Origin of the sequence: Stenotrophomonas sp. S39 (genome assembly GCF_016624665.1) — a bacterium.
Taxonomy (GTDB): domain Bacteria; phylum Pseudomonadota; class Gammaproteobacteria; order Xanthomonadales; family Xanthomonadaceae; genus Stenotrophomonas.
Genome location: NZ_JACVTT010000011.1, coordinates 1 through 21,325, shown reverse-complemented (window position 1 = coordinate 21,325; position 21,325 = coordinate 1). Strand labels below are relative to the sequence as shown.

The following is a 21,325-nucleotide window of genomic DNA, read 5'->3' as shown; positions in this document are numbered from 1 at the left end:
ACCCATGTGTTCGATCTTCGGAATCTTCGGCCTGCAGGCCGGTGACGATCTTCCCGCCCTGCGCCGCCACGCGCTGGAACTGTCGCAGCGCCAGCGCCACCGCGGCCCGGACTGGAGCGGCGTGTACCTGGACGAAGGCGCGCTGCTGGTCCACGAGCGCCTGGCCATCGTCGACCCGGCCGGCGGCTCGCAGCCGCTGCTGTCGGCCGACGGCCAGCTGGCCCTGGCGGTCAACGGCGAGATCTACAACCACCAGGCCCTGAAGGCCGCGCTGACCACCGCGTATGACTTCCAGACCGGTTCGGACTGCGAGGTGATCAACGCGCTGTACCGCCAGGGCGGCTCGCCGGCGCAGTGGCTGGAACAGCTCAACGGCATCTTCGCCTTCGCCCTGTGGGATCGCGATGCCGGCCGCGTGCTGGTCGCTCGCGACCCGGTCGGCGTGGTGCCGCTGTACTGGGGCCACGATGCGCAGGGGCGCCTGCGCGTGGCCTCGGAAATGAAGGCACTGGTCGATTCCTGCGCCGACGTCGCGCAGTTCCCGCCGGGCCATTACTACGACAGCGCCAGCGGTGAACTGGTGCGCTACTACCAGCAGCCGTGGCGCGACTATGCCGACGTGGAAGGCCGCCAGGCCGACCTGGCCGAACTGCGCCAGGCGTTCGAACAGGCCGTCGAGCGCCAGTTGATGAGCGACGTGCCCTACGGCGTGCTGCTGTCCGGTGGCCTCGATTCCTCGCTGGTGGCCGCCGTGGCCGCGCGTTACGCACGCCGCCGCATCGAGGATGGCGGCCAGAGCGAGGCCTGGTGGCCGCGCCTGCATTCCTTCGCGATCGGGCTGAAGGGCTCTCCCGATCTGGCCGCTGCCGCCATCGCTGCCGAAGCGCTGGGCACCGTCCACCACGGTTTCGAATACAGCTTCGAGGAAGGCCTGGACGTGCTGCCGGAAGTGATCCGCCACATCGAGACCTACGACGTCACCACCATCCGTGCCTCCACGCCGATGTTCCTGCTGGCGCGCCGGATCAAGGCGATGGGCGTGAAGATGGTGCTGTCCGGCGAGGGCAGCGACGAGATCTTCGGTGGCTATCTGTACTTCCACAAGGCGCCGGATGCGCGCGAATTCCACCAGGAACTGGTGCGCAAGCTCGATGCCCTGCACAACTACGACTGCCTGCGCGCCAACAAGTCGATGATGGCCTGGGGCGTGGAGCCGCGCGTGCCGTTCCTCGACCGCGAGTTCCTCGATGTGGCGATGCGCTTCGACGCCGCGCACAAGATGGTCGGCGCCGGTTTCGGTGGCCGCCGCATCGAAAAGGCGGTGCTGCGCGAAGCCTTCGATGGCTACCTGCCTGACAGCATCCTGTGGCGGCAGAAAGAGCAGTTCAGTGATGGCGTCGGCTACGGCTGGATCGATGGCCTGAAGGCGCACGCCGAGGCGCAGGTGAGCGACCGCGTGCTGGCGGCGGCTGACAAGCGCTTCCCGCACAACCCGCCGCAGACCAAGGAGGCGTACTACTACCGCCACCTGTTCGAGCAGTTCTTCCCGAGCCGTGCCGCGGCGGAAACCGTGCCGGGCGGCAAGTCGATCGCCTGTTCATCGCCGGCCGCCATCGCCTGGGATGCCAGCTTCGCCGCCGCCGCCGACCCGTCCGGCCGCGCCATCGCCGGCGTCCACGAGCAGGCCCTGGCCTGATGATTCCGCCGGGCACGGCCCGGCGGGCGCGCGAAGAAGGACGTATCATCGGGCCCCTGCGCATTGGGGAATGTTCATGGACGTACAGACCGGGGGCAGCGTGCCGCCGACGAAGTGGGGGTGGCGTTACTTGGCCTGGGCCGGTGTTCCGCTGGCGATCGGCCTGGCGCTTGCGCGTTATGCCGGGCCGGGCGTGCCGTCGGTTGCGGCCAAGGCCGAAGCCGTGGTCGGCAGTGACTGGGCCCACCACCTGTCCTCGCCGCTGGGCCTGTTCCTGCTGCAGCTGCTGGTGCTGCTGCTGGTGGCCAAGGGCGCGGGCGCCCTGTTGAAGCATTTCGGCCAGCCGGCGGTGATCGGCGAAATGGCGGCCGGCCTGATGATGGGCCCGTTGGTGCTGGGCAGCCTGCTGCCACAGCTGCACGGCGCCTTGTTCCCGGCTGCATCGCTGGGGCCGCTGGGCATGCTCAGCCAGCTGGGCGTGCTGATGTTCCTGCTGGTGGCCGGTGCCGAACTCGACCTCGGCGCACTGCGCGGCCGTCGCAGATTCGCCTTCACTGTCAGCCATGCAGGCATCGCCCTGCCGTTCGTGCTGGGCGTGGGGCTGGCCATCTGGCTCTATCCCGAACATGGGCCGCAGGGCGTCGGCTTCACTGCATTCGCGCTGTTCGTCGGCATTTCCATGAGCATCACCGCCTTCCCGGTGCTGCTGCGCATCCTTGCCGACCGCGGCATCACGCAGACGCCGCTGGGGCAGACGTCCATCGCCTGTGCGGCGCTGGGCGATGCCACGGCGTGGTGCATGCTGGCGCTGATCGTCGCCGCTGCACAGGCCACCGGCTGGCTGTCGGCCAGCATCAACCTGGTCTGCGTGGTGCTGTTCATCGCGCTGATGCTGGGCGCGGTCAAGCCGTGGTTTGCCCGCCAGCAGATCGCGCCGGGCCGTGAGGGCCGCTGGTTGCTGGGCATCCTGCTGCTGTCGCTGGCCAGTGCGCTGGTCACCGAGGTGCTGGGCATCCACGCGCTGTTCGGCGCGTTCGCTGCCGGCGTGGCGGTGTCCTCCAACACGCAGCTGCGCGACCTGCTGGTGGCCAGGGTCGAACCCTTCGCCGCGACCCTGCTGCTGCCGCTGTTCTTCGCCATGACCGGCCTGCGCATGCGCGCCGATGCGTTGCAGACCAGCGATCTGCTGCTGTGCGCGGTGGTGATCGTGGTGGCAACCGCTGGCAAGCTGCTGGGCACCTGGAGTGCCGCGCGCAGCACCGGCATGGAGAATCGCGAGGCCTGGCGCCTGGGGGCGTTGATGAACACCCGTGGCCTGATGGAGCTGATCGTGCTCAACCTGGGCTATGAGCTGGGCCTGCTCGGCGACCGCCTGTTCGCGGTGCTGGTGATCATGGCCCTGGTGACCACGGCGATGACCGGCCCGCTGTTGAACCTGATCGAGCGCCGCAAGGCGTGATCCGGTAGCGCCGGGCCATGCCCGGCGAGCGCGCAGCGCGGCGGGATTGTGCGTCGCCGGGCATGGCCCGGCGCTACCCTCTGAGCCTATGCTCGGCTTCGCGCCAGGGTTGCCGGCCAGCGGCCGGCACTACCTTGCTGGGACGAGCTTCAGCACATGCTCCGCCTGGCCCGGCAGGAACGGGGTGGGGCGGCCATGCACCCAGTCTTCGTGGCCGGCGCCCCAATAGGGCGACAGCGGGTGGCCACTCTGGCCGCCGGGCATGTGCACGATGCCGTCGGCTTCGTGGCCCGGCGAGACCACCATGCGCTGCGAAGCGCCGAAGCTCGGCCCCTGCACGCGCGGCATGTCGCGGTCACCGGGCAGCTGATCGGCGGGCATGCACAGCCAGCGGCGGGTGAAGGCGGGCAGGGCACGCGAGACCGGGTGGCAGATGTCGGCGACGTTGCGCTCGCCCCAGGTGCGCTGCTGCAGCGGCCCCTGCTTTTCAAGGTCGGCTTCGAGGGTGTGCGCGGCCTTGGCCAGCAGCGCATCCCAGCTGTCCACGCCCGGCGGCAGCAGGTTGGCCGGGCGCTGTTCCAGCATCGGCCAGACCACGCCTTCCAGCTGCGCAAGCCGCGGCGGCAGGTAGTCGTCGCCCAGCCGGGCTTTGGCAGGTGCCAGCAGCGCGCTCTCGATGGCATCCAGCACGTCGCCGCGGAAACCGCGCACGATGCGGTAGCTGGTTGAATGGGTCGAGGCGCGCACGTCCCAGTGTTCGCTGGCGGCAGCCAGGCGCTTCAATGACGGGTCGTCGCTGTGCTCGGCGGTGTGCTGCAGCAGCACCCACCAGCGCTGCAGGAACACTGCACGGTCGTCCAGCTGGATCGCCAGCAGATCGTGCTCGTCGAAGCGGTCCTGGGTGGCCAGCAGGTTGCGGATCTGCTGGCCGCGCGCGCCCAGGTCATAGCCGGCATTGCCGACCACGGCCAGGGTGGCATCGTCGACCACGCGGCTGTTGGCGGTCCACAGGCGTTGCCCCGGTGGATCGACCAGGGCCGGTGCGGCATCGCTGCGGATCGGCCACGGCGCGCAGTCCGCGCTGTTCTGCGCGGTGTTGAAGCCCTGCGGCACGCAGCCGGGGCCACGGTCGGGGCGCGCACCGACCAGCCGCCAGGCGATGCGCCCGCTGCGGTCGCCGATCACCAGGTTCTGCGCGGGAATGCCCGCGTGATCGGCCGTTGCCAGTGCCTGGTCGAGATCGCCGGCGCGGGCCATGTCCGCGAAATCCATGCGCACCGCGCCGGGCAGGTGGGCGACCCAGCGCAGGGCGTCGCCGCTACCGTCGGCACGGGTGTGCAGGATCGGCCCCCAGGCGGTTTCGCGCACCGGCAACACGACGTCGCCCTGGCCTGCTACCGCAATGCGTTCTTCGTGCACCGTCACCGCCGCATTGGCCGGTTCGCGGCGGAAGTCGGCGGTGTCGATGTAGCTGTTGGTGAAGCCCCAGGCGACATGCCCGTTGCTGCCCACGATGACCGCCGGTACGCCGGGCAGCGAGAAGCCACTGACGTCGACCTGGCCGCCGGGTGCCTTCGGGTCCGGGTAGCGCAGGCGTACGCGGAACCATAGGCTGGGTGCGCGCAGGGCCAGGTGCATGTCGTCGGCAATGATGGCGCGGCCATCGGCGGTGAGCGCACCGGCCACGGCGAAGTTGTTGCTGCCGACCGCATCGGCCTCGGCGGCAGGCGCCGCGGGTGCGGCGGCCAGCGAGCGCAGGTCCAGCTGCGCGGCATCGGGCAGCTGTGCATCGCCGCGCGGCTCGCCCTGCAGCGGCGCGTCCCAGCTGCTGCCATCATGGGCCAGCAGTGCGTGCAGGGCCGGCGGCACCACGTCGCGGATGCGCGCCAGCGCCAGTTCGTTCTGGTTGTCCGGGTCCTGCAGGTCGGCATACATGGCCAGCCCGGCCAGCACGCTGTCGCTGGCCTGCCAGGGCGCGGGCGACTGCCGCAGCAGCAGGTAAGCCCAGGGCCGCACCGACAGATCGGCCAGGCCTGCGTTGACACCGTCCACGTAGGCGCGCACGGCCTGCGGGTTGTCGCCCAGTGCCTCGTCCAGGTGCGCCTCGGTGCGCGCGCGCAGCCGGTGCACGCGCATGCGCTTGTCGGCGTCGATGGCTACAGGCCCGAACAGCGCCGACAGTTCACCTGCGGCACTGCGGCGCATCAGGTCCATTTCGAAATAGCGTTCCTGCGCATGCACGTGGCCCAGCGCGCGCATGGCATCGGCCTGGCTGCCGGCGGTGATGGTGACCACGCCCAGCGCGTCACGCTCGACGCTGACCGGTGCGGCCAGCCCGGGCAGGGCCTGTTCGCCTTCCAGCTCGGCCAGGCTGCCGCGCAGCAGCAGCCACAGGACCAGTGCGGTGACCAGCACGATGGCGATGAGCACTGCCAATATCCAACGCCAGGTACGTCGCATTGCAGGTCCTTCCGGCACTCGAGGGGGATTGTAGCCGCAGGCGCAACTGCGACTGATTCCGATTAGATCACCGTATTTTGAAATGCGGCACCCTATGCCGCATCGATCCACAGGAGCACCCCCATGAAAGGCAACCCGGACGTCATCGCCTGCCTGAAGGAACTGCTGCGCGGCGAGCTTGCTGCCCGTGACCAGTACTTCATCCATTCCCGCCGCTACGAGGACCAGGGCCTGTTCGCGCTGTACGAACGCCTGAACCACGAGATGGAAGAAGAAACCCAGCACGCCGACGCGCTGCTGCGCCGCATCCTGTTCCTGGGCGGCGACCCGGACATGCGCCCGCATGCCACCGAGCCGGGCAAGACCGTGGAAGAGATGCTGCAGAAGGATCTCGATACTGAATACGCCGTTCGGAACAATCTCGCCGCCGGCATGAAGCTGTGCGAGGAGAAGGGCGACTACGTGAGCCGCGACATGCTGCTGGCGCAGTTGAAGGACACCGAGGAAGACCACGCCTGGTGGCTGGAGCAGCAGCTGGGCCTGATCAAGCGCATCGGCCTGGAGCTGTACCAGCTGAGCAAGATCGACGGCAACGGCGCCCCGGCGCACTGAGCCGGCGCCCACACCGACCCGGTAGGGCCGACTGTTAGTCGGCCGCTTTTCGGAGAGCAGCCGACTAACAGTCGGCTCTACCAAGGGCGGAATACCAGGCGCACAAAGCAACGTCGCCCGCCAGCACCGGAGCACCGCCAGCCAGCCTTCGCCCGCCAGCTGCTCCACCGCCCGCCAGCCGACAAACGAAAAAGCCGGGGAATCCCCGGCTTTTTCGTGTCTGGATTTCCGGCAGCAGTTGCCGGCCAGCGGCCGGCACTACCGGTCATTCCACCGACAATCCTTCCACCTTCTGCCAGCCGCGCGGCAGCAGGTGGCCACGGGTGGCGCGGGCGCCGAGGTAGGCGTCGAGCTCGTTGAACTTCAGGCCCATCGTGCGCTGGCCGCTGCGCACCTGCAGGGTCTGGCCCGGGCTGATCGCCACGATCGCCACCACCCGCTCGGTGGCGAGCTTGGCCTTGGGGATCTCGATGATCTTGTTGCCCTTGCCCTTGTCCAGTTCTGGCAGGTCGTTGGCGGCGATCGCCAGCAGGTTGCCCGAGCTGGTCACCGCCACGATGCGGTCGGTGGCCACGTTGGCCACGGCCGACGGGGTCAGCACCGAGGAACCGGACGACAGGTTCAGCATCGCCTTGCCGGCCTTGTTGCGGCCGATCAGGTTCTCGAAGCGGGTGACGAAGCCGTAGCCGTGGCTGGAGGCCAGCACGAAGCGGGCATCCGGCTCGGCGCTGGCCAGGGTGACGAAACTGGTGCCCGGTGCCGGCGAGAAGCGGCCGGTCAGCGGTTCACCATTGCCACGTGCCGAGGGCAGGGTGTGCACCGGCGTCGAGTAGGCGCGGCCTTCGCTGTCCAGGAAGGCGACCTGCTGGGTGCTGCGCGCGCGCACCGAACCCTGCAGGGCATCGCCATCGCGGTAGGACAGGGTGGACGCATCGATGTCGTGGCCCTTGGCCGCGCGGATCCAGCCCTTCTCCGACAGCACGACGGTCATCGGCTCGCTGGGCACCAGCTCGGTCTCGTCGATGGCCTGCGCGGCCTGGCGCTGCACCAGCGGCGAACGGCGTGCGTCGCCGAACTTCTTGGCGTCGGCGGTCAGTTCGTCGCGGATCAGCTTCTTCAGCTTGGCCTTGCTGTCGAGGATGCCGAGGATCTTCTCGCGCTCCTTGGCCAGCTCGTCCTGCTCGCCGCGGATCTTCATCTCTTCCAGGCGGGCCAGCTGCTTCAGCTTGGTTTCCAGGATGTACTCGGCCTGGTCTTCGGACAGGCCGAAGCGCGCGATCAGCGCCGCCTTCGGTTCGTCCTCGGTACGGATGATGTGGATCACCTCGTCCAGGTTGAGGAAGGCCACCAGCAGGCCTTCCAACAGGTGCAGGCGGCGCTCGACCTTCTGCAGGCGGTGCTGCAGGCGGCGGGTGACGGTGGTGCTGCGGAACGCCAGCCATTCGCTGAGCAGCATCTTCAGGTTCTTCACCTGCGGACGGCCGTCCAGCCCGATCACGTTGAGGTTGACGCGGTAGCTGCGTTCCAGGTCCGTGGTCGCGAACAGGTGGCCCATCAGCTGCTCGGCATCGACGCGGTTGGAGCGCGGCACCAGCACCACGCGCACCGGGTTGGCATGGTCGGATTCATCGCGGATGTCTTCCAGCCACGGCAGCTTCTTGGCGCGCATCTGCGCGGCGATCTGCTCGATCACCTTCGACGGCGACACCTGGAACGGCAGCGCGGTGACCACCACGTTGTTCGCTTCCTTGGTGAAGGTCGCACGCGCACGCACGCTGCCGTTGCCGGTCTCGTACATCGTGCGCAGGTCGTTGGCCGGCGTGATGATCTCGGCGGTCGACGGGTAGTCCGGGCCCTTCACGTGCTCGCACAGGTCGCGCACGCTGGCATCGGGATCGTCCAGCAGGTGCAGCAGCGCGCTGACGATCTCGTTGAGGTTGTGCGGCGGCACGTCGGTGGCCATGCCCACGGCGATGCCGGTGGTGCCGTTCAGCAGCAGGTGCGGCAGGCGCGCCGGCATCCAGGTCGGTTCCTGCAGGGTGCCGTCGAAGTTCGGCGCCCAGTCGGTGGTGCCCTGGGCCAGTTCGCCCAGCAGCACTTCGGCGATCGGGGTCAGCTTGGATTCGGTGTAGCGCATTGCCGCGAACGACTTCGGGTCGTCGCTGGAGCCGAAGTTGCCCTGGCCCTCGATCAGCGGGTAGCGGTAGGAGAACGGCTGTGCCATCAGCACCAGCGCCTCGTAGCACGCGCTGTCGCCATGCGGGTGGTATTTACCGATCACGTCACCGACGGTGCGCGCGGACTTCTTCGGCTTGGACGCGGCATTCAGGCCCAGCTCGCTCATCGAATAGATGATGCGGCGCTGCACCGGCTTCAGGCCGTCGCCGATGAACGGCAGGGCACGGTCGAGCACCACGTACATCGAATAGTCGAGGTAGGCGCGTTCGGCGTACTCGCGCAGCGGCAGTTGTTCGAAACCGTGGAATACGGGGCGGGCAGGTTCGGTCATGCGGCGTTGTTACCTATGTCGGGAGGCGAAGACGGCGGTCGGCGCTCTCAATGCACTGATTATCCGGATGCGGCGGGGGATGCCAAGCCACGCGCCGGATCCAGCCCCGGTTCGAGGCCATGGCCGACCCGCGCCAGGTAGCGCCCGGGCGGCAGGCCGAAGTGGCGGCGGAACACGGTGACGAAGGCGCTGGCGCTGCTGAAGCCCAGCGCGTGGGCGATGTCGGCCACGCTGCGGCCCTCGCTGAGCTGGCGCAGCGCCTCGGCCAGCCGGGCCTGCTGCCGCCACTGGGCGAAGCTGAGGGTGGTCTCGTCGCGGAAGTGGCGGGTCAGGCTGCGCGGCGACAGTCCGGCCCAGTGCGCCCATTCGGCCAGGCTGCGCTCGTCGGACGGCTCGGCCAGCAGTTGCGAGGCGATCTTCAGCAGGCGGCGGTCGCGCGGCATCGGCAGGTGCATGCGCTGGCGCGGCGCGGTGCGGATCTCATCGCGCATGACGCTGAGGATGTGCTCGCGGTCGTCGCTGAGGACGTAGTCCAGCGGCCATTCGCAGATGCGTTCGGCCACCGCCTGGGCCAGCTTGGACAGGCCCAGTACGCAGGGATCGGAGGGCAACCCGGCGCAGGCCGGCGCCGCCAGGGCCATGCCCCAGCCGCGCATCGGCCCGTCCAGGCTGACCGTATGCGGTTCCAGCGGCGGCATCCAGCCGGCCGAACCCGGTGCCAGCGACCAGGTGCCGTGCGAGGTGCGGGTGGTCAGCAGGCCGCGTTCGACGTAGATCAGCTGGGCGCGGGCGTGGTGGTGCCAGTCCACTTCACGGGCCAGGCCCTGTGGGCTGTCGAACCGGAAACCGATGACCGGCGGGCCATCGTTGCGCTCGAACCAGTCCATCGCCACCTCGCGGAGAAGGGTGGGAGGGCCCGGTTCACCTGCCGTCACGACCGGCGGGGGTGGCTGGAATGTGACATTCATTGGCTGGATTGTACTACCGGGCCAGTTCCGGGCGCCATTAAGGTAGCGCCTTCACTGATCGAGCCCGTTGCTGCAACACAGCATTCGATGCCAGATCGAATATTTCCATTGAGAAATATTTTTTTTGGAAGAAAATGCTCCCCCATGATCTGTCCGTCCTCCAACCCCCCCAGCTTCGGCCTGCTGCTGCGCCAGGTGCGCGACGGCCTGGTCCGCCAGCTCGATGCCTCCATGGCCGAAGAAGACCTCGGCATCGGCTTCACCCATTACATCGGCCTGAAGCTGCTGGCCCGCATGGCCCCGTGCACCGCCAACGAACTGGCCCAGGCCATCGACCAGGTGCCCAGCGCGGTGACCCGCCTGCTGGACAAGCTGGAAGCCTTGGGATGCGTGCGCCGCGAGCCGCACAGCCAGGACCGGCGGGCCCTGCAGATCGTTCTGACCGATGAAGGCCGTGCCCTGTGGGCGCGGCTGCAGAAGCGCGGCGACGCGGTGATGGATTTCGCCCTGCGCGACCTGTCCGCCGACGAACGCACGCTGCTGTTGTCCCTCCTGACCCGAATCCGCGATTCCCTGACGACCCCATGAACCCGATCCCGCATTCCACTCTCCGCCGGTCCGGGCGCGCGCTGCTGGTTTCAGCGCTGGCCCTGGCCCTGGCCGCCTGCGCCAGCAGCCGCGGCCTGAACCCGCAGGGCCACGTGCTCGACGTGGACAGCCTGCACAGCGAGCGCACCCTGGCCGACAGCGACCTGAGCGCCACCGGCTTCCCGGCCCAGGACTGGTGGAAGGCACTGGGCGACGCCCAGCTCGACGCCCTCATCAGCGAAGGCCTGGCCGGCCACCCCAGCCTGGACGCGGCCGATGCGCGCCTGCGCCAGGCGCAGTCGCAGGTGGGTACGGCGCGTGCCGACCGCCTGCCCAGCCTGTCCGTGTCCGGCGGCTACACCGGCCTGCGCCTGCCCGAATCCATGCTGGGTGACGAACTGGGCGGCCGCTATGGCGGCAGCAGCCAGGTCGCCTTCGATTTCAGCTACGGCATCGACCTGTGGGGCGGCAAGCGCGCCGCCTGGGAAGCTGCCGTCGATGGCGCCCATGCCGCCACCGTGGACGCCCAGGCCGCGCGCCTGAACCTGTCCACCGGCATTGCCCAGGCCTACGCCGAGCTGGCCTATGCCTGGCAGCTCAACGACGTGGCCGAGGAAGAACTGGCGCGTTCGCAGAAGTCGCTGGAACTGACCCGCCAGCGCCGCAGCGCCGGCATCGACAGCGACCTGCAGGTGCGCCAGGCCGAAGCCCGCGTGCCGGCCGCGCAGCAGCAGCTGCTGGCCGCGCAGCAGCGCATCGACGCCGCCCGCACCGCGCTGGCCGCGCTGGTCGGCAAGGGCCCGGACCGCGGCCTGTCGATCGAACGCCCGCAGGCGCTGAACCCGCTGGCCCTGCAGCTGCCGGGCGTGCTGCCCAGCGAACTGCTGGGCCGTCGCCCGGACATCGTCGCCGCGCGCTGGCGCGTGGAAGCTGCCGAGAAGCAGATCAAGGTCGCCAAGACGAAGTTCTACCCGAGCTTCAACCTGACCGCGCTGGCCGGCGTGGTCGCCCCGAACGTGGGCGACCTGCTGAAGAGCAGCTCCACCTTCGCCTACATCGGCCCGGCCCTGAGCCTGCCGATCTTCGAAGGCGGCAAGCTGCGCGCCAACCTGGACAACACCGACGCGCAGTACGACCTGGCGGTGGCCAACTACAACCAGGCCGTGCTGGACGCGCTGCGCGACGTGGCCGACCAGGTCAACGCGGTGCGTTCGCTGGCCCAGCAGGCGCAGGCACAGCAGCAGGCGGTGGATACCTCCCGCGCCGCCTTCGGCCTGGCCCAGCAGCGCTACCGTGCCGGCATCGGCAGCTACCTGGACGTGCTCAGCGCGCAGTCCATCCTGCTGCAGTCGCAGCAGCAGCTGGCCGGCCTGCAGTCGCAGCAGGTGCAGACCTCGGTGCGCCTGAGCAAGGCATTGGGCGGTGGTTTCCAGCCCAGTGACGCCGACGCCGCACCGATCGCCTCCCATTCCGATTCCTCGCATTCCTGAAGACCCACGCCATGAGCCAGACCCAAGACACCGCGGCCCCGGCCGCCTCCAACCGCCGCGGCAACCTGCTGCGCGGCCTGTTCGTCATCGTCGTGCTGCTGCTTGCCGCACTGGCGCTGTGGTACTTCATGTTCGGCCGTTGGTTCGAAGAAACCGACGATGCCTACGTGCAGGGCAACCAGGTGCAGATCACCCCGCTGGTGGCCGGCACCGTGGTTGCCATCAACGTTGATGACGGCATGCGCGTCGAGCGCGGCCAGCTGCTGGTGCAGCTGGACCCGGCCGACACCTCCGTCGCCCTGCAGCAGGCCGAAGCCAACCTGGCCAAGACCGTGCGCCAGACCCGCGGCCTTTACCGCAGCGTGGAGGGCGCGCAGGCGGACCTGAACGCCCGCCAGGTCAGCCTGAAGCGCGTGCGCGAAGATTTCGCCCGCCGCAAGGACCTGGCCGCCACCGGCGCCATTTCCAACGAAGAACTGGCCCACGCCCGCGACGAGCTGGCCGCAGCCGAAGCCGCCGTGGCCGGTTCGCGCGAGACCGTCGAGCGCAACCGCGCGCTGGTCGATGACACCGTCATCGCCACCCAGCCGGACGTGCTGGCCGCTGCTGCGCAGCTGCGCCAGGCCTTCCTGAACAATGCCCGCGCCGGCATCGTCGCGCCGGTCACCGGTTTTGTCGCCCGTCGTTCGGTGCAGGTCGGCCAGCGCGTGCAGCCGGGCAATGCCCTGATGGCCGTGGTGCCGACCGAGCAGATGTGGGTGGAAGCCAACTTCAAGGAAACCCAGCTGCGCCACATGCGCCTGGGCCAGGAAGTGGAGCTGAAGTCGGACCTGTACGCCGGTGACGTGAAGTACAAGGGCCGCATCGAAAGCCTGGGCCTGGGCACCGGTTCGGCGTTCTCGCTGCTGCCGGCGCAGAACGCCAGCGGCAACTGGATCAAGATCGTGCAGCGCGTGCCGGTGCGCATCGCCATCGATGCCAAGCAGCTGGCCGAACACCCGCTGCGCATCGGCCTGTCGATGAAGGCTGAAGTGAGCCTGCGCGACCAGAAGGGCGAAGTGCTGCCGACCGCCGCCGCCAAGGGCACGGTGTTCGACACCGATGTGTATGCCAAGCAGCTGCATGATGCCGATGAGGTGATCCACACGATCATCGAAGGCAACCTGCCGCAGCAGGCCAACGCGGGCTGAGGTCGACATGTCCGCACAAGCTCCAGCGGCGCCCGGCACTCCGGGCGCACCGGCGGCGCCGGGTGCGGCCTCCGGGTTCCTGCCGCCCAGCGTGGCCCTGTGCACCGTCGGCCTGGCGATGGCCTCGTTCATGCAGGTGCTCGACACCACCATCGCCAACGTCTCGCTGCCGACCATCGCCGGCAACCTCGGCGCCAGTTCGCAGCAGGCGACCTGGGTCATCACCTCGTTCGCGGTCAGCACGGCCATCGCGCTGCCGCTGACCGGCTGGCTCAGCCGTCGCTTCGGCGAGCGCAAGCTGTTCATCTGGGCCACCCTGGCCTTCGTCATCACCTCGCTGCTGTGTGGCCTGGCCCAGAGCATGGGCATGCTGGTGCTGTCGCGTGCACTGCAGGGCTTCGTGGCCGGGCCGATGTACCCGATCACCCAGTCGCTGCTGGTGTCGATCTACCCACGCGAGAAACGTGGGCAGGCGCTGGCGCTGCTGGCGATGATCACCGTGGTGGCGCCGATCTGCGGGCCCATCCTCGGTGGTTGGATCACCGACAACTACAGCTGGGAATGGATCTTCCTGATCAACGTGCCGCTGGGCATCTTCGCCGCGCTGGTGGTGGGCAACCAGCTGAAGGGGCGCCCGGAGCAGATTGAAAAGCCGAAGATGGACTACGTCGGCCTGATCACCCTGGTGATCGGCGTGGGCGCGCTGCAGCTGGTGCTCGACCTGGGCAACGACGAAGACTGGTTCTCCTCGATGAAGATCGTGGTGCTGGCCTGCGTGGCGGTGGTGGCGCTGACGGTGTTCCTGATCTGGGAACTGACCGACAAGGATCCCATCGTCGACCTGAAGCTGTTCCGCCACCGCAACTTCCGCGCCGGTACGCTGGCGATGGTGGTGGCCTATGCGGCGTTCTTCAGCGTGTCGCTGCTGATCCCGCAGTGGCTGCAGCGTGACATGGGCTACACCGCCATCTGGGCGGGCCTGGCGACGGCGCCGATCGGCATCCTGCCGGTGATCATGACGCCGTTCGTGGGCAAGTATGCCTCGCGCTTCGACATGCGCATGATCGCCTCGTTCGCCTTCGTGTTCCTGTCCTTCACCAGCTTCATGCGCTCGGACTTCAACCTGCAGGTGGACTACGCGCACGTGGCCGGCGTGCAGCTGATCATGGGTATTGGCGTGGCGCTGTTCTTCATGCCGGTGCTGCAGATCCTGCTGTCGGATCTGGACGGCCGCGAGATCGCCGCAGGTTCGGGCCTGGCCACGTTCCTGCGTACGCTGGGCGGCAGTTTCGCGGCATCGCTGACCACCTGGCTGTGGGCACGTCGTACCCAGGTGCATCACGCCGACCTGACCGAACACATCTCGGCCTACCAGCCGGGCATGCAGGACCAGGTGGCCGCGATGGGGCAGGGTGACCTGCAGCATGGCGCGGCGGTGCTCAACAACATGATCAACCACCAGGCATCGCAGATGGCGTTCAACGACATCTTCTACCTGCTGGGCTGGACGTTCCTGGCGATCATCGCGTTCCTGTGGCTGGCCAAGCCGCCGTTCGGTGCAGGCGCAGGCGCGGCCTCCGCCGGCGGGCATTGATCGATCGGTGTAGATGAAAAACAAAACCCCGCCGGAAGGCGGGGTTTTTGTTTGTGGCGCCATCGCGATACATGCACGCGTTGCGTGGGTATGCCCGAACGCCGGACATGAAAAAACCCGCTTTCGCGGGTTTGATCATTTGCTGAGTCATGGTGCCCAGGAGAGGACTCGAACCTCCACGAAGTTGCCCCCGCTAGCACCTGAAGCTAGTGCGTCTACCAATTCCGCCACCTGGGCGACTCAGGAGACGAATTATGGGGAACGACTGAGGATGTGTCAACAACATTTCACGCTTTTTTCTGCGGCGGTACGCCGAGGTGTTGCAGCAGGCTGCGCATCGCCGGCGACAGGCGCGTCCAATCCGCGAAGCAGGCGCACAGGCGGCGCTGCGCCCACGCATCTGCAAGTGGCACGCACACCGTCTGCGTGCTGCGCCGATGCAGCCGCGCGATCGTGCGCGGCACGATGCCGACGCCGATGCCGTGGCCCACCATCGTGCACAGGCCTTCGAAGGTCTTCATGCGGATGCGCACGTCCAGGCGTCGGCCTGCCTCGCCCGCGAGTTCTTCCACATAGGTCTGCAGCGCGTTGCCATCGGCGAGTGCGACGAAGGTTTCGCCCAGCACGTCGACGAAGTCGAGCGAGCGCCGGGCAGCGAAGCGGTGGTCGGCAGGCAGCAGCATCACCAGCGGATCTTCGGACACGACGTGCCGTTGCAGGCCCTCGGCAGGTACCGCGTCGCTGATGATGCCCGCTTCGGCCTGGCCGGCGCTGAGCGCGCGCACGACCTCGGTGCTGGTGCGTTCGTGCAGCTCCACGTGCAGGCGCGGGCGCTGTGCCAGCCAGGGCGCAAGCCGTGAGGGCAGGTAGTTGGTCAGTGCCGCGGTGTTGGCATACAGGTGCAGGGTGCCGCGCGCACCCTGGGCGAAGGCTTCCATCTCGCCGCGCAGCTGCGCCTGCTGCTGCAGGATCAGCCGCGCGTGGTGGGCGAGGGCCGCGCCGGCCTCGGTCAGGCTGACGCCGCGTGGATGCCGGTTGAGCAGTGCGGTACCGGCGTCCGCCTCGATCGCGCGCAGGCGCTCGCTGGCCGAGCCCAGTGCAAGATTGGCCTGGGCGGCGCCGGCGGTGATGCTGCCGGCGTCAGCCACGGCCAGGAACAGGCGCAGATCGGCGATGTCCATCCGCATGGGGGGTGCTCCGGTCGGGGCTGCCTTCGGCTGGTCCGAAGGCAGGGGCGGGAAGACCGCATTGTGCGCCCGCACGGCGCCCGCTCCAATGGCGGCATGAACGAGACTTTGTACTTCTATGGGTTGCTGGTGGTGGTGTTCGTGCTGGCCGGCGTCGTCAAGGGCGTGACCGGCATGGGCCTGCCGACGGTGGCGATGGGGTTGCTCGGTGGCGCGCTGTCACCGGTGGCGGCGGCGTCGATGCTGTTCATTCCCACCTTCGTCACCAATGCCTGGCAGCTGCTGTCCGGTCCTTCGCTGGGGCATACCGTGCGGCGGCTGTGGCCGATGATGCTGGCGGTGGTGGTGGTGACGCTGGGTTCGGCCGCGCTGCTGGTGCGGGTGGATCGCACCTGGTCGCGCGTTGCACTGGGCGTGGCGCTGGTGGTGTACGCGCTGTACGCGCTGCTGGCACCGGTGTTCCGCGTACCGCAGCGGCGCGAGCGCTGGCTGGGGCCGCTGGTGGGTGCAATATCCGGCGTGGTGACCGGCGCCACCGGTGTGTTCGTGATGCCGGCGGTGCCGTACCTGCAGTCGCTGGGCATGCAGCGCGAGGAGCTGGTGCAGGCGCTGGGCCTGGCGTTCACCGTGTCGACCATTTCGTTGACCACCGGCTTGGTGATCCACGGTGCCTTTGGCGTGCAGCAGCTGGGGCTGAGTGCGTTGGCGGTGCTGCCGGCATTGCTGGGGATGTGGCTGGGGCAGGTGATCCGGCAGCGCATCAGTGCACGGGTATTCCGCGCGTGCTTCCTTGGGTTCCTGCTGCTGCTCGGGCTGGAGCTGGTGCTGCGGCCGTTGTTCTGAGGGCGTCCGCGCCCGGCGTTTGTAGAGTCGAGCTTGCTCGACTGCTGTGAGGATCAGTCGAGCAAGCTCGACGCTACAAAGGCTCAAATCGCAGGCAAGAAAAAACCCGCTTGCGCGGGTTGTTTTCTTTCTCGACATGGTGCCCAGGAGAGGACTCGAACCTCCACGAAGTTGCCCCCGCTAGCACCTGAAGCTAGTGCGTCTACCAATTCCGCCACCTGGGCGTCGAGGAGCGAGATTATGGGGTGTTGTTACCGGGGTGTCAACACTTCTCGAAAACAATCTTGGATCCGGGGTCGGATCCCGTTTCGCGTGCGGAACGGGCTCTGACCCCATCCCACTCGCTTGGGGTCAGAGCCCTTTCCTGTGGAAAGGGATCCGACCCTGTTGCCGGATGACAGGCAAAAAAAATCCCCGCCGAAGCGAGGAGTTTTTTCGTTGGTGCCCAGGAGAGGACTCGAACCTCCACGGTTTTACCCGCTAGTACCTGAAACTAGTGCGTCTACCAATTCCGCCACCTGGGCGTTCCAGAGGCGCAATTGTGAAGATGAATCCGCAGGCTGTCAACGACTTCCAACAAATATTTCACGCGGTGCTTCCAAAGCCGCCTCTGACCCGCTCTGCACGCCCGCAACGGCTACCATGTAGGGCGATGACTACCAAAAAACCAAGCAAGGGCGGGAGCAAGTCCCGCAGCCAGGCCCCGACCAAGGGCGCCAAGGCGGGCGCAGCCCGCACCACCAAGCCGGGCAAGCCGTTGCCGGGCTGGTTCCCCGAATTGAATGAAGGCGGTGCACCGCCGCGCGGCCGCAAGGGCCGCGGCACGGATGCCGCCGCACCGGGCCCGGCCCCGGGCCGCAAGCTGCCGCCCACCGGCAAGGTGATCGACGATCCCTATGCCGCGCGCGAAGCCGAGAAGTACGAACAGCCCATCGCCAGCCGCGAGGCCATTCTGGCCCTGCTGGAACGCTGCGAAGGGCCGCAGACCGCCGAGGAACTGGGCGCGCGCCTGGGCCTGACCGCGGCCGACCGTGCCGAGGCGCTGTCGCGCCGGCTGGGCGCGATGGTCCGTGACGGCCAGTTGGTGCAGAACCGCCGCGGCGGCTTCGCGCCGATCCAGACCTTGAACCTCGTCACCGGCGTGGTGATCGCCAACCCGGAAGGGTTCGGCTTCCTGCGCCCGGTCGAGGGTGGCGACGATCTGTTCCTGCCGCCTTATGAAATGCGCAAGGTGATGCACGGCGACAAGGTGCTGGCCCGCGTGACCGGCATCGACCACCGTGGCCGCCGCGAAGGCAGCATCGCCCGCGTGCTCGAGCGCGGCATGACCCGCCTGATCGGTCGCTTCAGCATTGAAATGGGCATCAATTACGTGGTGCCCGATGACAAGCGCATCCAGCGCAACGTGCAGGTGCCGCCGGACCAGACCGGTGGCGCGCGCGATGGCCAGCTGGTGGTCTGCGAACTGACCCAGGCACCGGACAGCCGCCGCCCGCCGATCGGCCGCATCATCGCCGTGCTTGGCGACAAGCTGACGGCGTCGCTGGTGGTGGAGACCGCCATCCACGGCCACGAACTGCCGTTCGAGTTCCCGCAGGAGGTGCTGGACGAGGCCGCCTCGGTGCCGATGGTGGTCGAGCCGGCGATGATCGGCGACCGCGTCGACCTGCGCAGCACGCCGCTGGTGACCATCGACGGCGAGGATGCCAAGGACTTCGATGACGCGGTGTACTGCGAACCGAATGCCGATGGCTTCCGCCTGGTGGTGGCCATTGCCGATGTCTCCAACTACGTGCGCCCGGGCACGCCGCTGGACGAGGAAGCGCAGAAGCGCGCCACGTCGGTGTACTTCCCGGGCTTCGTGGTGCCGATGCTGCCGGAGACCCTGTCCAACGGCATCTGCTCGCTGATGCCCAAGGTCGACCGCATGTGCTTTGTCTGTGACATGCAGATCGACCGTGATGGCGTGGTCACCCATTCGCGCTTCTACGAAGCAGTGATGAACTCGCACGCGCGCCTGACCTACACCCAGGTGTGGAAGGCGGTGGGCGAGGACGATGCCGATACCAAGGCGTGGATGGGCGGGCTGCTGCCGCAGGTGCAGCGCCTGCACCAGCTGTACAAGGTGCTGTCCAAGGCGCGTGCCAAGCGCGGCGCCATCGAGTTTGAAAGCAGCGAAGTACGCTTCGTGCTGGACAACCGTGGTGAAGTGACCCAGGCCGGCATGCTGGTGCGCAACGATGCGCACAAGCTGATCGAGGAATGCATGATCGCGGCCAACGTGGAGGCGGCCAAGTACCTGCTGTCGCGCCACGTGCCGGCCCCGTACCGCGTACACGAGAAGCCGCCGGAGACCAAGTTCGCCGACCTGCTGGAATTCCTCAAGGAATTCAAGCTGAGCCTGCCGCCGTGGTCGAAGGTGCGCCCGGGCGACTACACCAAGCTGCTGAAGAAGATCCGCGACCGTCCCGACGCCACGCTGCTGGAATCGGTGCTGCTGCGCAGCCAGAGCCTGGCGGTCTACAGCCCGGACAACCACGGTCACTTCGGCCTGGCGCTGGAGGCGTACGCGCACTTCACCTCGCCGATCCGTCGTTATCCCGACCTGCTGGTACACCGTGCGATCAAGCACGCGCTGTCCGGCAAGCCGCTGGACAAGTTCACCTACAACGCCCGCGAGATGGCTGCGCTGGCGCTGCAGTGTTCCGAGCGCGAGCGTCGTGCCGACGAGGCCGAGCGCGAGGTCGACGAGCGCTACCGCGCGGCATGGATGGAGAAGCATGTCGGTGGCCAGTTCGACGGCGTGATCAGCGGCGTGACCAGCTTCGGCCTGTTCGTGGAGCTGGATGATTCCAAGGTGCAGGGCCTGGTCCACGTGACCCAGTTGCCGCAGGACTATTACAAGTTCGACGCCACCCGGAAGACGCTGACCGGCGAACGCCGCGGCGGCAGCTACCGGCTGGGCGACCGCGTGCGCATCCTGGTGCTGAAGGCCAGCATGGAAGAGCGCAAGATCGACTTCCGCCTGGTCGAGCACAAGGGCGAGGACGAGGGCGATGGCCTGCCGCCGCTGTCGGAACGGGGCAAGCCGGCCAAGCGTGAAAAGAAGCAGTATTGAAAGGCGTGCCGACCAACGGTCGGCACCCACCTCATCCGGTAGGTAGGTGCCAACCGCTGGTTGGCAGATTCCTCATCCGGTAGGTGCCAACCTTGGTTGGCAGATTCCTCACCCGGTAGGTGCCAACCGTTGGTTGGCAGATTCCTCACCCGGTAGGTGCCAACCGTTGGTTGGCAGATTCTCACCCGGTAGGTGCCAACCGTTGGTTGGCACGACGTTTCGGAGGAAAGCACTATGCAAGGCCAACCCGAATACCACGGCGGCTGCCAGTGCGGCGCCATCCGCTTCGAGGCGCGTGGCGCCCTCACCGACAGCTCGATCTGCCACTGCCGGATGTGCCAGAAGGCCTTCGGCGGGTATTACGCGCCCCTGGTTTCGGTGCGCGGCGTGCAGTTCAGCTGGACCCGTGGCCAGCCGCGCTATTTCCAGTCCTCCAACGTGGTCAGGCGCGGTTTCTGCGGCGACTGCGGTACCCCGCTGACCTACGAGGCCCCGGACGGCATGGCCGTGGCTGCGGGTGCCTTCGACGAACCCGAGCGCCTGCCGCCCACCCGGCAGTACGGCCTGGAGCGCAAGCTGCCGTTCGTGGACGGCCTGGGCCAGCTGCCTGGCAGCCGTACCGAGGAGGATGTGGAGGCCCTGGAGTTCCTGGCCACGGTCGTGTCCCACCAGCACCCCGACCACGACACCCCGCATTGGCCGGCGCGCAGCCGTTGAGGTTTTTGTAGAGCCGAGCCCATGCTCGGCTGCCTTGAAGCGCGGCCGCCGCCGATGCTCTACCATAGCCACCCCCTTTCCGGTTCGGCCCCCGCATGAGCAAGAACAGCCAGTGGATCGTCGGCGTCAACGCCGTCGCCTCCTCCATCGAGAACGACGCTGACAACGTGCGCGAAGTGCTGGTCGAGGCCGGTGCGAAGAACCCGCGCCTGGTCGAAATCGAGGAAAACGCCCGCCGCAAGGGCATCGACGTGCGCAAGGTCAACAGCCAGGCGCTGGACGGTGTCGGCGGCTCGGTGCGCCACCAGGGCGTGGCCGCGCGCTATGCCGCCGCCCGCACCTACAGCGAGAACGAGCTGGAAGGCCTGGTCACCGCCGCCGAGGGCAAGGCCCTGCTGCTGGTGCTGGACGAGGTGCAGGACCCGCACAATTTGGGCGCCTGCCTGCGCTCGGCCGCCGCGGCCGGTGCCACCGCCGTGATCATTCCCAAGGACAAGTCGGCCACGGTCAATGCGACTGTGCGCAAGACCTCGGCCGGCGCCGCCGACCTCATCCCGGTGGTCGCGGTGACCAACCTGTCGCGCTGCCTGAAGGACCTGCAGAAGCAGGGCGTCTGGATCTACGGCCTGGCCGGTGAGGCCACCGCTTCGCTGTACCAGCTGGACCTGAAGGGCAACATCGCGCTGGTGCTGGGCGGTGAAGCCGATGGCCTGCGCCGCCTGACCCGCGAGAACTGCGATGGCCTGGTCAAGATCCCGATGCCGGGCGAGATCGAGAGCCTGAACGTCTCCGTCGCCGCGGGCGTCAGCCTGTTCGAGGCCGTGCGCCAGCGCGGTTGATTGGCCGGCAGCTTCTGTAGAGCCGAGCCCACGCTCGGCTGTCGTGATCGGGGTC

General features: G+C 68.0%; 15 protein-coding genes and 3 tRNA genes. 11 read left to right on the top strand and 7 right to left on the bottom strand.

The window, feature by feature from the left end:
• Positions 1-4: 4 nt before the first annotated feature.
• The gene (asnB, locus tag IAE41_RS05235) at positions 5-1,696 is read left to right on the top strand and encodes an asparagine synthase B (RefSeq protein WP_200732337.1); all 1,692 of its coding nucleotides are present in this window, start codon (positions 5-7) and stop codon (positions 1,694-1,696) included.
• A 70-nt stretch (positions 1,697-1,766) separates the two neighbouring features.
• Complete coding sequence (locus tag IAE41_RS05230) at positions 1,767-3,155, top strand: cation:proton antiporter (RefSeq protein ID WP_200732336.1); 1,389 nt, start codon at positions 1,767-1,769, stop codon at positions 3,153-3,155.
• A gap of 129 nt (positions 3,156-3,284) precedes the next feature.
• On the opposite strand, the gene IAE41_RS05225 is transcribed toward IAE41_RS05230, so the two are convergent.
• Positions 3,285-5,615 (bottom strand): penicillin acylase family protein, encoded by a 2,331-nt coding sequence (locus IAE41_RS05225; RefSeq protein WP_200732335.1) that lies wholly within the window; start codon positions 5,613-5,615, stop codon positions 3,285-3,287.
• A 123-nt stretch (positions 5,616-5,738) separates the two neighbouring features.
• Here IAE41_RS05225 and bfr point away from each other — a divergent pair, with 123 nt between their 5' ends.
• Entirely contained in the window at positions 5,739-6,227 is a 489-nt protein-coding gene (gene bfr / locus IAE41_RS05220; protein ID WP_004151115.1) for a bacterioferritin, read from the top strand.
• Between the two features lie 265 nt (positions 6,228-6,492).
• Here the strand turns inward: bfr and parC are convergent, their stop codons facing one another.
• Positions 6,493-8,736: a DNA topoisomerase IV subunit A gene (gene parC, locus IAE41_RS05215; protein WP_200732334.1), complete on the bottom strand. Its 2,244-nt coding sequence runs from the start codon at positions 8,734-8,736 to the stop codon at positions 6,493-6,495.
• A 59-nt stretch (positions 8,737-8,795) separates the two neighbouring features.
• Positions 8,796-9,623, bottom strand: coding sequence for a helix-turn-helix transcriptional regulator (locus IAE41_RS05210; RefSeq protein WP_164073423.1), 828 nt, complete (start codon positions 9,621-9,623; stop codon positions 8,796-8,798).
• A gap of 225 nt (positions 9,624-9,848) precedes the next feature.
• On the opposite strand from IAE41_RS05210, the gene IAE41_RS05205 reads away from it, so the two are divergent.
• The 4 genes from IAE41_RS05205 to emrB are packed head-to-tail and all read left to right on the top strand — an operon-like array spanning position 9,849 to position 14,566.
• On the top strand, positions 9,849-10,292 hold the full coding sequence (locus tag IAE41_RS05205) for a MarR family transcriptional regulator (RefSeq protein ID WP_108746304.1): 444 nt from the start codon (positions 9,849-9,851) through the stop codon (positions 10,290-10,292).
• Positions 10,289-11,782, top strand: a complete 1,494-nt coding sequence (gene emrC, locus IAE41_RS05200) for a multidrug efflux transporter outer membrane subunit EmrC (RefSeq protein ID WP_200732333.1) — start codon at positions 10,289-10,291, stop codon at positions 11,780-11,782. The genes IAE41_RS05205 and emrC overlap by 4 nt, the downstream gene beginning before the upstream one ends.
• Before the next feature lie 11 nt (positions 11,783-11,793).
• The gene (gene emrA / locus IAE41_RS05195) at positions 11,794-12,972 is read left to right on the top strand and encodes a multidrug efflux MFS transporter periplasmic adaptor subunit EmrA (RefSeq protein ID WP_079221272.1); all 1,179 of its coding nucleotides are present in this window, start codon (positions 11,794-11,796) and stop codon (positions 12,970-12,972) included.
• 7 nt (positions 12,973-12,979) lie between these two features.
• A complete protein-coding gene (emrB, locus tag IAE41_RS05190; RefSeq protein ID WP_079221273.1) occupies positions 12,980-14,566 on the top strand; it encodes a multidrug efflux MFS transporter permease subunit EmrB in 1,587 nt (528 codons plus the stop codon).
• A gap of 150 nt (positions 14,567-14,716) precedes the next feature.
• Here the strand turns inward: emrB and IAE41_RS05185 are convergent.
• Positions 14,717-14,803: transfer RNA gene (locus IAE41_RS05185), tRNA-Leu, on the bottom strand.
• Between the two features lie 50 nt (positions 14,804-14,853).
• Positions 14,854-15,753: a LysR family transcriptional regulator gene (locus tag IAE41_RS05180; protein ID WP_200732332.1), complete on the bottom strand. Its 900-nt coding sequence runs from the start codon at positions 15,751-15,753 to the stop codon at positions 14,854-14,856.
• Positions 15,754-15,849: 96 nt separating this feature from the next.
• On the opposite strand from IAE41_RS05180, the gene IAE41_RS05175 reads away from it, so the two are divergent.
• Positions 15,850-16,596 carry a sulfite exporter TauE/SafE family protein gene (locus IAE41_RS05175; protein ID WP_079225166.1) on the top strand — a complete coding sequence of 249 codons (747 nt, stop codon included), beginning with the start codon at positions 15,850-15,852 and terminating at the stop codon, positions 16,594-16,596.
• A gap of 137 nt (positions 16,597-16,733) precedes the next feature.
• On the opposite strand, the gene IAE41_RS05170 is transcribed toward IAE41_RS05175, so the two are convergent.
• A tRNA-Leu gene (locus IAE41_RS05170) sits at positions 16,734-16,820 on the bottom strand.
• A 215-nt stretch (positions 16,821-17,035) separates the two neighbouring features.
• Positions 17,036-17,120: transfer RNA gene (locus IAE41_RS05165), tRNA-Leu, on the bottom strand.
• A 128-nt stretch (positions 17,121-17,248) separates the two neighbouring features.
• On the opposite strand from IAE41_RS05165, the gene rnr reads away from it, so the two are divergent.
• The 3 genes from rnr to rlmB all read left to right on the top strand — a co-directional run bounded on the left by rnr (position 17,249) and on the right by rlmB (position 21,270).
• Positions 17,249-19,714: a ribonuclease R gene (rnr, locus tag IAE41_RS05160; protein ID WP_200732331.1), complete on the top strand. Its 2,466-nt coding sequence runs from the start codon at positions 17,249-17,251 to the stop codon at positions 19,712-19,714.
• A gap of 234 nt (positions 19,715-19,948) precedes the next feature.
• On the top strand, positions 19,949-20,431 hold the full coding sequence (locus IAE41_RS05155) for a GFA family protein (protein WP_200732330.1): 483 nt from the start codon (positions 19,949-19,951) through the stop codon (positions 20,429-20,431).
• Between the two features lie 95 nt (positions 20,432-20,526).
• The gene (rlmB, locus tag IAE41_RS05150) at positions 20,527-21,270 is read left to right on the top strand and encodes a 23S rRNA (guanosine(2251)-2'-O)-methyltransferase RlmB (protein ID WP_079221277.1); all 744 of its coding nucleotides are present in this window, start codon (positions 20,527-20,529) and stop codon (positions 21,268-21,270) included.
• The last annotated feature ends 55 nt before the right edge of the window (positions 21,271-21,325 follow it).